The sequence below is a fragment of the Celeribacter sp. genome (assembly GCF_048266405.1).
Classification (GTDB): Bacteria; Pseudomonadota; Alphaproteobacteria; order Rhodobacterales; family Rhodobacteraceae; genus Celeribacter.
The window spans coordinates 191,268-203,002 of the sequence record NZ_JBLWZO010000005.1; the positions used below are offsets into that span (position 1 = coordinate 191,268).

14 protein-coding genes and 1 tRNA gene are annotated in these 11,735 nt (G+C 58.4%); 9 read left to right on the forward strand and 6 right to left on the reverse strand.

Annotated features, from left to right (window positions below; translation table 11 throughout):
• Positions 1 to 78 precede the first annotated feature (78 nt).
• Genes ACN0TS_RS11810 through ACN0TS_RS11820 form a run of 3 tightly spaced genes read left to right on the forward strand, consistent with a single transcriptional unit; the run spans position 79 to position 2,301 of the window.
• Positions 79 to 504: a PaaI family thioesterase gene (locus ACN0TS_RS11810; RefSeq protein ID WP_417259560.1), complete on the forward strand. Its 426-nt coding sequence runs from the start codon at positions 79 to 81 to the stop codon at positions 502 to 504.
• A complete protein-coding gene (locus ACN0TS_RS11815) occupies positions 501 to 968 on the forward strand; it encodes a PaaI family thioesterase (protein ID WP_417259561.1) in 468 nt (155 codons plus the stop codon). Before ACN0TS_RS11810 ends, ACN0TS_RS11815 begins: the two co-directional genes overlap by 4 nt.
• The gene (locus tag ACN0TS_RS11820) at positions 961 to 2,301 is read left to right on the forward strand and encodes an MATE family efflux transporter (protein ID WP_417259562.1); all 1,341 of its coding nucleotides are present in this window, start codon (positions 961 to 963) and stop codon (positions 2,299 to 2,301) included. The genes ACN0TS_RS11815 and ACN0TS_RS11820 overlap by 8 nt, the downstream gene beginning before the upstream one ends.
• Here ACN0TS_RS11820 and ACN0TS_RS11825 read toward each other — a convergent pair.
• Together ACN0TS_RS11825 and ACN0TS_RS11830 are read right to left on the reverse strand one after the other, a co-directional pair.
• Positions 2,298 to 3,371, reverse strand: a complete 1,074-nt coding sequence (locus tag ACN0TS_RS11825; RefSeq protein ID WP_417259563.1) for a quinone-dependent dihydroorotate dehydrogenase — start codon at positions 3,369 to 3,371, stop codon at positions 2,298 to 2,300. The genes ACN0TS_RS11820 and ACN0TS_RS11825 overlap by 4 nt on opposite strands.
• Positions 3,368 to 3,718, reverse strand: coding sequence for a DUF952 domain-containing protein (locus ACN0TS_RS11830; RefSeq protein WP_417259564.1), 351 nt, complete (start codon positions 3,716 to 3,718; stop codon positions 3,368 to 3,370). Before ACN0TS_RS11830 ends, ACN0TS_RS11825 begins: the two co-directional genes overlap by 4 nt.
• A 9-nt stretch (positions 3,719 to 3,727) precedes the next feature.
• On the opposite strand from ACN0TS_RS11830, the gene ACN0TS_RS11835 reads away from it, so the two are divergent.
• From ACN0TS_RS11835 to ACN0TS_RS11845, 3 genes are all read left to right on the forward strand, one after another.
• Entirely contained in the window at positions 3,728 to 3,883 is a 156-nt protein-coding gene (locus ACN0TS_RS11835; protein ID WP_417259565.1) for a hypothetical protein, read from the forward strand.
• 77 nt (positions 3,884 to 3,960) lie between these two features.
• Positions 3,961 to 5,538 carry a bifunctional metallophosphatase/5'-nucleotidase gene (locus ACN0TS_RS11840; RefSeq protein ID WP_417259566.1) on the forward strand — a complete coding sequence of 526 codons (1,578 nt, stop codon included), beginning with the start codon at positions 3,961 to 3,963 and terminating at the stop codon, positions 5,536 to 5,538.
• Between the two features lie 70 nt (positions 5,539 to 5,608).
• Positions 5,609 to 5,914, forward strand: a complete 306-nt coding sequence (locus tag ACN0TS_RS11845) for a DUF1992 domain-containing protein (RefSeq protein ID WP_417259567.1) — start codon at positions 5,609 to 5,611, stop codon at positions 5,912 to 5,914.
• Here ACN0TS_RS11845 and ACN0TS_RS11850 read toward each other — a convergent pair.
• A complete protein-coding gene (locus ACN0TS_RS11850) occupies positions 5,911 to 6,159 on the reverse strand; it encodes a YdeI/OmpD-associated family protein (RefSeq protein ID WP_417259568.1) in 249 nt (82 codons plus the stop codon). The genes ACN0TS_RS11845 and ACN0TS_RS11850 overlap by 4 nt on opposite strands.
• Before the next feature lie 39 nt (positions 6,160 to 6,198).
• Between ACN0TS_RS11850 and ACN0TS_RS11855 the strand changes: the two genes are divergently transcribed.
• On the forward strand, positions 6,199 to 6,858 hold the full coding sequence (locus ACN0TS_RS11855) for an SOS response-associated peptidase (RefSeq protein ID WP_417259569.1): 660 nt from the start codon (positions 6,199 to 6,201) through the stop codon (positions 6,856 to 6,858).
• 47 nt (positions 6,859 to 6,905) lie between these two features.
• Here ACN0TS_RS11855 and ACN0TS_RS11860 read toward each other — a convergent pair.
• Positions 6,906 to 6,979, reverse strand: a tRNA-Gly gene (locus ACN0TS_RS11860).
• A gap of 200 nt (positions 6,980 to 7,179) precedes the next feature.
• Here ACN0TS_RS11860 and ACN0TS_RS11865 point away from each other — a divergent pair.
• Positions 7,180 to 8,619 (forward strand): UbiA family prenyltransferase, encoded by a 1,440-nt coding sequence (locus ACN0TS_RS11865; RefSeq protein WP_417259570.1) that lies wholly within the window; start codon positions 7,180 to 7,182, stop codon positions 8,617 to 8,619.
• Positions 8,620 to 8,649: 30 nt separating this feature from the next.
• On the opposite strand, the gene rpe is transcribed toward ACN0TS_RS11865, so the two are convergent.
• Both rpe and ACN0TS_RS11875 read right to left on the reverse strand, forming a co-directional pair.
• Positions 8,650 to 9,330, reverse strand: coding sequence for a ribulose-phosphate 3-epimerase (gene rpe / locus ACN0TS_RS11870; protein ID WP_417259571.1), 681 nt, complete (start codon positions 9,328 to 9,330; stop codon positions 8,650 to 8,652).
• A 137-nt stretch (positions 9,331 to 9,467) separates the two neighbouring features.
• A complete protein-coding gene (locus tag ACN0TS_RS11875; RefSeq protein WP_417259572.1) occupies positions 9,468 to 10,370 on the reverse strand; it encodes a LysR substrate-binding domain-containing protein in 903 nt (300 codons plus the stop codon).
• 139 nt (positions 10,371 to 10,509) lie between these two features.
• Here ACN0TS_RS11875 and ACN0TS_RS11880 point away from each other — a divergent pair, with 139 nt between their 5' ends.
• Positions 10,510 to 11,691, forward strand: coding sequence for an MFS transporter (locus ACN0TS_RS11880; protein WP_417259573.1), 1,182 nt, complete (start codon positions 10,510 to 10,512; stop codon positions 11,689 to 11,691).
• The last annotated feature ends 44 nt before the right edge of the window (positions 11,692 to 11,735 follow it).

The following is an 11,735-nucleotide window of genomic DNA, read 5'->3' on the forward strand; positions in this document are numbered from 1 at the left end:
TGTTCACATGGCCGATATCAGTTTGCCCTTGCAGCTCCCTGCTTGAACGCGATTATTTGCACATGGATTGGGGGACTAATGACAGATCAACGGACTAAAATTGCACGACAGTTTATAGAGGCCATTCCCCATAGCCGTGATTTGGAGATGACGCTGACCTCTATTGGTGCAGGGGCTGCGACCATCACGATGCCCTACCTCGAAAAGCTGATCGGTGATCCGTCCACGGGCGTGATCCACGGCGGTGCGGTGTCGGCGCTGATGGATACCTGTGCGGGGGCGGCGGTGATGAGCCATCCCGAAGCAGGGTTTGCCACGGCGACCCTTGATCTGCGGATTGACTATATGCGCTCTGCCAAGCCTCACCACACGATTACCACCCATGCCGAGTGCTACCACATGACCCGATCGGTCGCCTTTGTGCGCGCTACGGCAACGGATGGAACCTCAGATACGCCCGTGGCGACGGCCAACGGCGCGTTTACCGTGGAGCGCAGCGCATGAGTGAGACCCGTAACCGAGAGGCGCTGCTTGAACGTCTGATGGCAACCGTGCCCTACTTGGCCTTTATGGGCTTCGAGTTCGAGGCGGAGGGAGACTTTCTGAATGCCAAGATGCCCTACCGGTCTGAACTGATCGGCAACCCGTCAGTGCCCGCCTTGCATGGCGGGACGATTGCCGCCTTCCTTGAAGTCACGGCCTTTATGACATTGGGTTGGTCGCGTATCTGGATGGGCGATGGTGGCCGTTCGGCAGAGGGGGAGGTCTGGCCCTCCATTCCCAAAACCATTGACCTGACCATTGACTATATGCGCTCAGGCAAGCCCCAAGACACATTTGCCAAGGCCCGCATCACTCGCGCTGGGCGCAGGTTTGCTACCGTTCACGCCACTGCGTGGCAGGGCGAACCAGACCGCCCCATTGCCGATGCCATGTGTCACTTTTTGATGCCGCGCCGCGATGGCTGACCCAATGGGGCAGGTTGTGACCGAGGTGACGCGCCTGTCTCACGGGCGCGTCCTCGCGATTGCGCTTCCCATTGTGTTGTCGAATGCCACCGTTCCCATCCTTGGTGCGGTGGATACGGGTGTGGTCGGGCAAATGGGCGAGGCGGCCCCCATCGGCGCTGTCGGGATCGGTGCGGTGATCCTTGCATCCGTCTACTGGATCTTCGGGTTCCTGCGCATGGGAACAACGGGACTTGTGGCCCAAGCCCGCGGGGCAGGGGATGCCGCCGAAGTATCTGCCTATCTTACGCGAGCTTTAATGGTCGCTGTGATTGGCGGGCTCGGTCTGATCGCCTTGCAAGCTCCGATTCTATGGGCAGCCTTTCGTATGGCCCCTGCTTCCGCCGAGGTCGAAGCCTTGGCGACCTCCTATATTTCGATCCGCATTTGGTCCGCGCCTTTCGCGATTTCCATCTTTGGCCTGACAGGATGGCTCATCGCCCAAGAGCGCACGCGTGCTGTTCTACTGCTGCAAATATGGATGAACGGCATCAACATCGGTCTCGATTTCTGGTTCGTTCTGGGCCTTGGATGGGGTGTTGAGGGCGTGGCCCTCGCCACAGTTATTGCCGAAGTCACTGGCGCGGGGATGGGGTTGTGGCTGTGCCGCGATGCCTTTGCGGTCCCGGCGTGGCGTGATTGGTCCGTGGTGCTAAAGGCCGAGCGCCTCATTCATATGGCGAAGGTCAATACGGATATTCTGATCCGCTCGGTTCTGCTTCTGTCCATCATGGTGTCATTCGCGTTTTTGGGCGCGGGATTTGGCGATGTCACCCTCGCGGCCAATCAAATTCTGATGCAATTCATCGAGATCACCGCCTATGCACTCGACGGCTTTGCCTTTGCCGCCGAGGCGATTGTCGGCACCGCGATGGGCGCTCGCTCGCGCGCGGCGTTTCGACGAGGGGCCTTGTTGGCGGCATTCTGGGGGATGATCGTTGCGATGTTGCTCGCCTTAGGATTTGCGCTGTTTGGTGCGACGATCATCGACACTATGACCACTGCGCCCGATGTGCGCCTTGAGGCGCGGTCTTACCTGTGGTGGATGGTTCTCGCCCCGCTTGTCGGCTTGGCCTCCTGGATGCTCGACGGGGTATTCATCGGAGCGACCCGCACCCGCGACATGCGCAACATGATGGTGTTGTCGGTCGCGGTCTATTTCGGTGCGGTCTGGGCACTCATCCCGCTCTTGGGCAATCACGGGCTCTGGGCGGCTCTGCTGATCAGCTATGTTGCGCGGGCGGCGACCTTGGGGTGGAAGTATCCTGCGCTCGAACGCGATGTGGCCGCTTAGAGCCAGTCGCCGCGCTGGGTTCCAACCGCCTCGGCCACCGTTTCAAACCCGTCGGCTTTGAGTAATTCGTCCAATCCCTTGGCGATGCGTGGAGCGAGTGATAGCCCCTCATAAACCATTGCAGAATAGAGCTGCACCACGGATGCACCTGCACGGATTTTGGTATAGGCATCAAGCGCCGAACCGATCCCGCCGACCCCGATGAGTGGCACGTCCTTGCCCAGAGTGCGTGACAGGCGGGCGAGCACGCGCGTGGACATTTCGAACAAAGGCTTGCCCGATAGTCCGCCCATCTCGTCTTTATGGATACTTTTCAAACCTTCGCGCGACAGGGTTGTGTTGGTGGCGATGACACCATCGATACCCGATGAGCGAGCCACGTCGGCAATTTCGTCAATCTCGGAGCTGTCGAGGTCAGGAGCGATTTTCAGGAAGATAGCCACGGATTTTTGCAAGCCTTTGCGGGCATCCAAAACCCCTGCGAGCAGCGCTTCGAGCGCCTCTGCGCCTTGCAGATCACGCAGCTTTTCGGTGTTGGGCGAGGAGACGTTGACGGTGGCAAAGTCGATGAAATTGCCGCAATGTGCCAGAACCGTTGCGAAATCCGCTGCACGGTCCTCACTGTCTTTGTTCGCGCCAAGGTTCAGGCCCACAGGGATTTCGATCTTTTGCGGGGAGCGGCGGCTACGGGCGAGGCGGTTGGTGATTGCTTCCATCCCGTCATTGTTGAAGCCGAAGCGGTTGATCACCGCGCGATCTTCGGTCAGACGAAAAAGGCGCGGTTTCGGATTGCCGGGCTGTGGACGCGGTGTTGCGGCACCGAGTTCAATAAACCCGAAGCCCGAGCGGCTCAGCTGCGGAATGGCCTCGGCGTTTTTGTCGAACCCTGCGGCGAGACCAATCGGGTTGGGCATCTCAAGGCCTGCAATCGTGGTTTTAAGGCGGTGCGAGGTCACTGGGCCAGGCAAAGGGGCAAGACCCGCCCGTAGTGCTGAGAGCGCCAGTTTGTGCGCGCGTTCGGGATCGAGTTTGCGCAGGGCTGCAAGGCCGATTTGCTCGGTGACGCTCATACCATGTCCTCGGGAAAGATGTGACTGTCAGGGTGCGTCTGGGGCGAGACGGGCAAGGGTTTGTCCCACACCACATCGCTCAGGCGCAATTCGCGGTAGAGGTGGGGGAACAAGGCCCCGCCACGCGACGGCTCCCATGTAATGTCGGCTTCCATCTTGTCGACGTCACAGGCCAACAGGACCAAGCCGGTCTCCCCCGTAAACCATTTCGCAGCCGTTTCCCGCGCCTGTTCGGCGGTCGAAAAATGCACGTAACCATCCGCCACATCGACAGGGGCACCCTTGGTTTGACCGTCTTGTTTGAGGGCGGCCCATTCGTTCTGGCGGAATATTTTATAAATCATCATAGCGCAGAAATGCCCCGTTTTGCAGTGGCGGGTCAATGGGGCATATCGCCGTCAGAGCTGTTGCGGTATGGTGTAGCGGGCGCGGAGTTGGCCGCTCCCATTGCTGCTGGCTGCTCTTCGGGCGAAATTGCTGCCTGTCATATAGGCGTTACGCTGCGCCGTTAGCGCTAATGTCGAATGTTCCTTTGACTCTTCGGTCAACTCTTTGCAGCATCGGATTATAACTCAACAGGGAGCCAGATATGCTCAAGAAGATTCTCACAACCTCTGCCGCCATGTCGCTATGCGCAGGTGCGGCCTACGCCGACTATTCGCTGACCGTTCTGCACACCAACGATTTTCACGCGCGGTTTGAGCCTGTCTCGAAATATGATTCAGGCTGTTCCAGCGAAGATAATGCCGAAGGCAAGTGTTTTGGCGGTTCCGCCCGTCTTGTCACAGCCATCGAAGAGGCACGCGCACGGTCCAACAATTCCATCCTTGTGGATGGGGGCGACCAGTTCCAAGGCACTTTGTTCTACACCTACTACAAGGGTAAGCTTGCCGCCGAGATGATGAACAAAATGGGCTATGACGCGATGACCGTGGGCAACCACGAGTTTGACGATGGTCCCGAAGTTCTGCGCGGATTTATGGATGCACTGGATTTCCCCGTGTTGATGTCCAACGCCGATTTCTCGGGCGAGGAATTACTGGCGGACAAGTTGCTCAAATCCACGATCATTGAACGTGGTGGCGAGAAACTGGGCCTCATCGGCCTGACGCCACAAAACACCGACGAATTGGCCTCTCCTGGCCCGAACGTGATCTTCACCGATCCGTCCGAGGCCGTTCAGGGCGAAGTGGATAAACTTACCTCCGAGGGCGTGAACAAGATCATCGTGCTTTCCCACTCGGGCTACCGCGTGGATCAAATCGTCGCGGCCAACACTACAGGTGTTGACGTGATCGTAGGTGGCCACACCAACACGCTCCTGTCCAACTCCAACGAAAACGCCGAAGGTCCATACCCCACGATGGTCGGCGACACTGCAATCGTGTCGGCCTATGCCTACGGCAAGTTCCTTGGCGAGTTGAACGTGACCTTCGATGACGATGGCAACGTGATTGAAGCCGTCGGTGAACCGCTCATCATGGATGCAGGGGTGGACGAGGATGAGGCCACCGTGGCGCGTATCGCAGAGGCCGCAGTGCCGCTTGATGAAATTCGTAACAAGGTTGTGGCGGAAACCGCTGCGGCCATCGAAGGGTCGCGTGACGTCTGCCGCCACATGGAATGCGAGATGGGTAACCTTGTCGCTGATGCCATGTTGGACCGTGTGAAGGATCAAGGCATCCAAGTCGCGATCGCCAACTCCGGCGGTCTGCGGTCCTCAATTGACGCTGGCCCCGTGACACAGGGCGAAGTGCTGACCGTGTTGCCGTTCCAGAACACTCTGTCGACCTTCTTCGTTGATGGTGCGACACTTAAAGCCGCTTTGGAAAACGGCATGGCTCAGTTTGACAACGCCGAAGATGACGGTCGCTTCCCACAAGTGTCGGGCATGAAATATGTCGTTGAATCGGGCAACCCTACGGGTGAGCGCGTGGTCGACATCATGATCGACATGGACGGCACTTCGGAGCCACTTGATCCCGCCAAAACCTACGGCGTTGTGTCAAACAACTACGTGCGCAATGGCGGTGACGGCTACAAAATGTTCCGCGAAGCCTCCAACGTCTATGACTTCGGTCCTGACTTGGCGGACGTGACGGCGGAATATATTGCCGCCCATGCGCCCTACCAACCTTACACGGACGGTCGTATCACGGTGAAATAACCGCGATCCGCTTAACAAATCGGGAAGCCCTCGCTAAGATGCGGGGGCTTTTCTTTTGGCGGGCAGGCACATGGACCATCCCTTGAGCGATTTGATCGAAGCAAAGATTGCGCAGGCGATGCGCGATGGTGATTTCGATGACCTTGAGGGCGCGGGCAAACCCTTGCCACCCGAGGACGATCCCGAAAATGCTCTGATAAATCGCGTTGTTAAACAGGCCGGCGGGGCACCTGAATTTGTGCTTTTGTCGCGAGAGTTGGCACGCCTGCGCACGGAGTTGCGCGAGACAGGGGACCGCACACGGCGGCAGGAAATACTCAAAGAGATGTCGATGATGGATGTGCGAATCGCACTGGCCAAGAAGGCCTTTCGCTAGGTTTCTGTCTTGGAGCCTTTGCTCCGCCAGACCATTTTCATGTAGAGCGTCCCGCCCTCTAACTCGTCGAGCATCTGTGCGAGGCGTTTCGCTTTGGTCGCGTCGCGTTTGGCGCGGGCGATCCACCCGAGGTAGTCATTGCGTTGATAGGGTGGGCGCGCTTCATAGGCGGCCATTAATCCACGCGCCTCAATGGCCTTACGAATTTCATCAGGCATCGGATGTTTCGGACGTGTGAGTGTCATGGCTCTGGTCTCCATCAACTTTCGATCTATTGTGACGGAATGTGTGGACGATTTGCAATCACCTTGCCCAACGATGCGATGGCGCAGCTTTTTGCGGCGGCGCCCGCCAATGATCTGCCCACGATTCCCAGTTACAACGTCTGCCCGACCACGAATATCCATGTGGTGTTTGGCGAGGACGGCACGCGTAAATTGGTGCCGATGCGTTGGGGCTTTATCCCGCAGTGGTACAAAAAGCCCAATGACGGCCCGTTGTTAATCAATGCCCGTGCCGAAACCATCGCCGAAAAGCCCGCCTTTCGCGCTGCCTGTCGGGCGCGGCGGTGCCTTATCCCTGCGGATGGCTTCTACGAATGGCACCGTCCCGAGGGAGGCGAGAAACAACCGTGGTTCATTCGCCCCGCTGACGATGGCCCTATGGTCTTTGCAGGAATTTGGCAGGACTGGGAACGAGAGGGCGAACGGCTGCGGACCTGTGCGATGGTCACTTGTGCCGCCCTTGGGCGCATGGCCGAGATCCACCACCGTGTGCCTGTGGTTCTGACACCTGATCAATGGGGGAAGTGGCTTGGCGAGGAGGGGCATGGCGCGGCATCGCTTATGCGCTCCGTCGAGGATACGGCGTTGCAGTTCCACAAGGTCTCAAAAGCGGTGAAGTCCAACCGCGCCGAGGGTCCGGACCTGATCGCGCCGCTATAGCCAGCCATCGTTTGGATGGTGGCGTCAAATATCGAGGGCGGGGAGATTGGAGCGGGTGACGGGAATCGAACCCGTATCATCAGCTTGGAAGGCTGAGGTCTTACCATTACACAACACCCGCTCGGGTGAGAGAGGAATTATGCCATTGGCTCACGAGGGTCAAGGCGGTTTGCGTGACTCAATTGCCCCGAATTGCGACCTTTGTTGTGTGAATGGGGCGGAGGTCTTGCCAAAAAGGTCTCTGACGTTCGATATGGGGGCAAAGCAGAATGAAACCAACGGATCGCCGCAAAGGCGAGCAGCACGAAATTGAGGTGCGCAGTGAGTAAAACAGGTACCCCCCCGCAACCCGTTCTGGCCGTCGATCTGGATGGAACGCTTTTGAAGTCCGATATGCTCCATGAGACCTTTTGGAATGTCGCCTCGCGGGACTGGAGCGCGGCCCTACGCACCATTGGGCAGCTTAAAACGGGCAAAGCGGCACTCAAACGCGAGTTGGCGGAACGCGCGAGCGTGGATGTGGCCAAGCTGCCCTATAACGCCGAGGTGCTGGATTATATCGCAGCTTGGCGCGAGACGGGCGGTCAGGTCGCTCTTGTTACCGCCACCGATCAATCCTCAGCAGATCAAATTGCCACACATTTAGGCGTATTTGATGCGGTGTTTGGTTCGGATGGGGATAGAAACCTGAAGGGAGCGACCAAGGCGGAATTTCTCGTCGAGCGCTATGGCGAGCAGGGGTTTGTTTACATCGGTGATCACGAAGCTGATCTCGTCGTTTGGCCTCATGCAGCAAAGGCCGTGACCGTAAACGCCTCGGAGACGCTGAGAGGCAAGGTCGCGCGATTGGGTGTAGAGGTCGATCACATCGGCACCGCCGAGCGCGACCTCAAACCCTATGCCAAAGCGCTGCGGCCGCATCAGTGGCTCAAGAACATTCTGGTCTTTATTCCGCTGTTATTGGCGCATCAACTGGACGCGACCTCGCTCCTGCGTGCGCTGACTGCATTTGTCGCCTTTTCGCTCACGGCGTCCTCGGTCTATGTGCTCAACGATCTGTTGGACCTCAACGCCGACCGCGCCCATGCCCGCAAATGCAAACGCCCCTTTGCTGCGGGAACCGTGCCCATTGGCAAGGGCACCGTGATGGCGGGAGGGTTGCTCGGCATCGGGGCCGTTCTGTCTGCGGCTCTGGGGGCGACCTTCTTCTTTGTCATGTTGAGCTATTATGTCATGACCACCGCTTATTCGCTCTTTTTCAAGCGCCGCGCTGTGATTGACGTCTCGGTGCTTGCGGGTCTGTACACCCTGCGTATCGTTGCGGGCGGCGTGGCTGTTGGCGTGTCGCTCTCGATGTGGCTCTTGGCCTTTTCGGTGTTCTTCTTCTTTGCGCTGGCCGCCGTCAAACGTCAGGCCGAATTGGTCGATAATATCAAGGCGGGTAAGGTGCAGCCCGAGGGGCGCGGCTACCGCAATGATGACGTTGAAATCATCTCGCAAATGGCGCTTGGCACGGGCTATGTGTCCATCCTCGTGTTGGCGCTCTACATGAATTCGCCCGAGGTGGTGCTGCTCTATTCCAACCCGCCGGCGCTTTGGGGGATCTGCCTGATCTTACTGTTCTGGATTAGCCGTATCGTACTGTTGACGCATCGCGGCGAGATGCACGACGATCCGATTGTCTTTGCCGTGCGCGACTATATCAGCCGTCTGTGCGGCATGATGGTGGTGGGCTTTGCGGTGCTCGGCGCGGTGATGTAACCGCGCCGCTATTGTGGGTCTGTGCGGGGCTTAGCCCTGTGCCGCGTCGCGGATGGCTTTGATATTGTCGCCATAGACCGACGGCGTGTCGACTGAGCCGCCTCGGAACACAGCAGAGCCCGCGACAAGTACGTCGGCCCCCGCAGCGGTGACAAGCGGCGCGGTTGTCGGATCAACGCCCCCGTCGATCTGGATGTGAATCTCGCGGTCGCCAATCATCTCGCGCACTTTGCGCACCTTGGACGTCATGTCGATGAACTTTTGCCCGCCAAACCCTGGGTTCACAGTCATCACCAAAACCATATCCGCCATATCAAGAATGTCCTCGACCGCCGACGCAGGCGTGCCCGGATTGAGCGCCACGCCCGCCTTCATCCCAGCGCCACGAATGGCTTGCAATGTCCGGTGAATGTGCGGACCCGCCTCGACATGGGCCGTGAGAATATCGGCCCCTGCGTCGGCATAGGCGTCGATATAGGCATCCACGGGCGAGATCATCAGATGCACGTCCATGACGGTTTTGACATGCGGGCGAAAGGCTTTGACCGCAGGAGGGCCGAAGGTGAGGTTTGGCACGAAATGCCCGTCCATCACATCGACGTGGACCCAATCAGCCCCCTGCGCCTCGATGGCTTGGATCTCTGCGCCAAAGTTGGCGAAGTCTGCGGATAGGATCGACGGGGCGATCTTGATGGAACGGTCGAAGGTCATGCGGTCTCCTCGGGCCAGTCAGGCGGCGCGACATGCGCCACGTCAGTCTCCCCTATGTCCCGCATCGTCTCGCATGACGCAAGAGGCCACAGGGTCAGGGGCCAAGGAAATGCGGGCCACGTGGGGCTGTCTTATGCTTATCCCGCCTCGTCATGACGCGGTGCGCCGCCCTCGGTCCAATGTGCAACCGCCCATGACCAAACCGCGTCTACCGTGTCGCGGGGCTGAACGGCACGTTTGCGTACAAGATAGAAATCGGAACCGCCGCTAAACTCTGTCACGCCGATTTCGATCAGGCGTCCTGCGTCTAAATCCGCCCGCACAAAGGCCCGACAGGAGATCGCAACGCCCTGTCCAGCCAATGCGGCGTCAAGCGCCAGTGTCGTCTGGTTGAACACCGCTCCGGGTAATCTTCCGCCGACACCAAAGAACTTTGGCCAGTGATTATAGGAATCATGCAGGAGAGGCAGTGCGCCGATTTCGTCACGCGACAAAGGAAGCGTCGCCTTGCCCAACAGATGCGGACTGGCGACCAGAACAAGATCGTGGCGGAACAGCAAATGGGTATCGTGGGAGGCCGCAGAAGGCGGCCGGATCTGCCGCACGGCGATGTCGATCTGATCGCGGTCAAAGTCGGAAACCGCTTCGGTCGCGATTGTGCGCAACTCGACGCCGGGGATGGCGGCTTTCAGGATGGAAAGCTGTGGAATCAGGACTTTGGTGGCAAAAGTCGGGGTAACACTGATTGTCACGGCATCGGTTCGATTGTGAAGCTGTTCTGTCGCCTTGCCCAAGGTGTCAAAGGCGCGGGTCATTTCCACCAGATAGCTCGCCCCCTGCGGTGTCAGGGCTACACCGCGCGGCATGCGTTGAAACAGCGAGACACCCAAATGCTCCTCCAAAAGCCGCACCTGTTGGGCTACGGCACCCTGTGTGACGCCGAGTTCTTCGGACGCAGCGCGGAAATTCAGGTGCCGTCCCGCGACCTCGAAGGCGCGAAGAGCATTGAGTGGGGGAAGGTTTCGGCGTGATGTGGACATATCAACCCAATAGATTTTCTACACTGTAGAGGATTTCGTTCTGGTGAGAAAGTCCGCGCTGAATAGGCCACTATGGCGCCAAATTCACACGGCGAAAATGCCATGCGCAATGCGCCCAATAATAGCGAGAGCACTACAGATGACCGCACAAAAAGCAGTTCTGATGCCAACGTCGTATTCGGTAATTCTTGCCGTCAGCGGCACCCATTTGATCAATGATCTGATCCAGTTTTTGTTGCCTGCGCTCTATCCCGTTTTCAAATCGGACTATGCGCTTAACTATTTCCAACTGGGTCTGCTGACCTTGGCGCAGCAAATCACGGCCTGCATTTTGCAACCGCTGATGGGGCTTTACGGCGACCTGAAACCCAAGCCCTATTCGCTTGCCGTATCAATGGCGATTGTTGGGGCGGGCGTGTTGTTGCTCGCGACTGCGAATTCCTTCTTGCTCTTGTTGCTCGCGGCAACAGTGTTGGGGATCGGCTCTGCCCTGTTCCACCCCGAAGCCTCGCGGGTCTGCCGCATGGCCTCAGGTGGCCGCCGCGGCTTTGCACAGTCGAGCTTTCAGGTGGGCGGCAACACAGGGACGGCTCTCGGTCCTCTTGCCGCAGCCATGTTCGTTCTGCCCCTTGGTCAGATCAGCACGGTCTGGTTTGCGCTGACCGCTGTCTTGGCCGTTGCCATTCTGATTTGGGTTGCGCGCTGGTTTGTTAATCACCAACGTGTCACCGCTGCTGCGGGTGCGCCGCCCCTGTCATCGGTAAAACTGCCACGCCGCCGTCTTTTGATTGCCTTTGCCATCATCGGGGCGCTGTTGATGAGCAAATTCGTCTACATCGAGACCTTCAAAAGCTACTATACTTTCTTCCTGATCGAGAAATTTGCCGTCGAGATCCAACACGCCCAGACCATTTTGTTTATCTTCCTCGGCGCAGTGGCGGTTGGCACATTTGTCGGGGGGCCCGTGGGCGACCGTATCGGGCGGAAAAAGGTGATCTGGGTGTCGATCCTCGGTGCGTTGCCCTTCGCGCTTCTGTTGCCCCATACGACCCTGTTCGGCACAGTCGTTATGAGTATTCTCGTCGGATTGATCTTGGCCTCCGCCTTTTCCGCAATCGTGGTCTATGCCCAAGAATTGTTGCCTGAAAAGGTTGGGATGGTGTCTGGCTTTGTCTTCGGCTTTGCCTTCGGGATCGGTGCGCTTGGCGCGGCGGCCTTGGGGGCGCTCGCCGACCAGATCGGTATGCAGCAAGTGTTCAGCTATCTTTCGACTCTGTTGTTCCTTGGCTTGCTGACCTTCTACCTTCCTGACATCGAATAGGAAGGTTGCGCGGCGTTGGTCCCATTCCCCTCGGGATCAGCGCC